This window comes from Pseudoroseomonas cervicalis ATCC 49957, assembly GCF_000164635.1.
Classification (GTDB): domain Bacteria; phylum Pseudomonadota; class Alphaproteobacteria; order Acetobacterales; family Acetobacteraceae; genus Pseudoroseomonas; species Pseudoroseomonas cervicalis.
The window spans coordinates 1-1,917 of record NZ_GG770934.1 but is presented as its reverse complement, the minus strand read 5'-3'; the positions used below and the strand labels follow the sequence as shown (position 1 = coordinate 1,917).

Sequence of the window (1,917 nt, the reverse complement as noted above, 5' to 3'; positions counted from 1 at the left end):
CCAGCGCCGCGCGCGGCGCGCGGCCCCGGCGGGCGGTGCCGGGCTTTGCAGCGTCTCGGCGGAGGGGGGCGGCGGCACGGAGGTCAGGCCGTTCATCACTCGTTCCGAAGCTCGAAAATCCGGCGTCCTGTCATGACAAACGGCAGGGATCGCCGTCAGGCTGCCTGGGTCGGATAGCGAAAAGATGAAAAGAAAAGGGCGGGCCCGCCATGATCCGGCGGGCGGGGCCACGGCGCCGGGCCAGGGGACGCGGCGCGGCGGCACCGGAAGTGGCCGGGCGGCACCGGGAGAAACCCTGGTGCCGCCCGTCCGGTCTTAGTCCTTCAGGCCGACGAAGCGTTCCAGCCAGTGAATGGTGTAGTCGCCCGACTGGAACTGGGCATCGTCCATGATGCGCTGGTGCAGCGGCAGGGTGGTGCGGATGCCGTCCACCACCATCTCCGACAGCGCCCGGCGCATGCGGCCGATCGCCTCGGCGCGCGTCTTGCCGTGCACCACCAGCTTGGCCACCAGGCTGTCATAGTGCGGCGGCACGGAGTAGCCCGAGTAGAGCGCGCTATCGACCCGCACCCCCAGCCCGCCCGGGGCGTGGAAGGTGGTCACCCGCCCCGGCGAGGGGGCGAAGGTCTCCGGGTCCTCGGCGGTGATCCGGCACTCGATGGCATGGCCGCTGAACGAGACATCGGCCTGGGTGTAGCCGAGCTTCTCGCCGGCGGCGACGCGCAGCTGCTCCTTCACCAGGTCGACGCCGCAGACCATCTCGGTCACCGGATGCTCGACCTGCAGGCGGGTGTTCATCTCGATGAAGCTGAACTGCCCGTCCTGCCACAGGAACTCCAGCGTGCCGGCATTGCGGTAGCCGAGCTTGGACAGGCCCTGGGTCACCTGGGCGCCGATCGCCTCGCGCTCGGCGGGCGTCAGGGCCGGGCTGCCCGCCTCCTCGACCAGCTTCTGGTGGCGGCGCTGCAGCGAGCAGTCGCGCTCGCCGAAATGCACGACATTGCCATGCATGTCGGCCATCACCTGCAGCTCGATATGCCGCGGCCGGTCGAGATACTTCTCCATGTAGACGGCATCATTGCCGAAGGCGGCCTTGGCCTCGGTGCGGGCGACGCGCCAGGCTTCTTCCAGCTCCTCCGGCCCCTGGGCCACCTTCATGCCGCGCCCGCCACCGCCGGCGGCGGCCTTGATCAGCACCGGATACTTGATCCGCTCGGCGACCTCTCGGGCTTCCTCCAGGCTCGACAGCTCGCCATCCGAGCCGGGGACCAGCGGCACGCCGAGCGACATCATCGCCTGCTTGGCGGCGATCTTGTCGCCCATCATGCGGATATGCTCGGCGGTCGGGCCGATGAAGGTGAAGCCGTGCGCCTCCACCATCTCGGCGAAATTGGCGTTCTCCGAGAGGAAGCCATAGCCGGGATGGATCGCCTCGGCGCCGGTGATGCTGGCGGCGGAGAGGATGGCGGCGACGTTCAGGTAGCTGTCGCGCGCGGCGGGCGGGCCGATGCAGACGCTCTCATCCGCCAGGCGCACATGCATGGCGGTGGCATCCGCCGTGGAATGCACGGCCACCGTGCGGATGCCCATCTCCTGGCAGGCGCGGTGGACGCGCAGCGCGATCTCGCCGCGATTGGCGATCAGCACCTTCCTGAACATGGGGTCTTACTCGACCACCAGCAGGGGCTCGCCATACTCGACCGGCGAGCCGCTCTCGACCAGGATCCGCGTCACGGTGCCGGCCTTCGGCGCCTTGATCTGGTTGAAGGTCTTCATCGCCTCGATCAGCAGCAGGGTCTGCCCGGCGGCGACCTTGGCGCCCAGGGTGATGAAGGGGGCCGCGCCCGGCTCGGGGGCCAGGTAGGCGACGCCCACCATCGGCGAGGTGACGGCGCCCGGCGTGCTGGCCGAGACCTC

Annotated in this window: 2 protein-coding genes; both read right to left on the bottom strand. The window is 69.7% G+C overall.

From position 1 onward, the window contains the following. Positions 1-315: 315 nt before the first annotated feature. Positions 316-1,659: an acetyl-CoA carboxylase biotin carboxylase subunit gene (gene accC, locus HMPREF0731_RS20515; RefSeq protein WP_007006144.1), complete on the bottom strand. Its 1,344-nt coding sequence runs from the start codon at positions 1,657-1,659 to the stop codon at positions 316-318. Between the two features lie 6 nt (positions 1,660-1,665). Beyond that, on the bottom strand, positions 1,666-1,917 hold a 252-nt coding region (locus HMPREF0731_RS20510), incomplete at its 5' end, for an acetyl-CoA carboxylase biotin carboxyl carrier protein (RefSeq protein WP_007006143.1).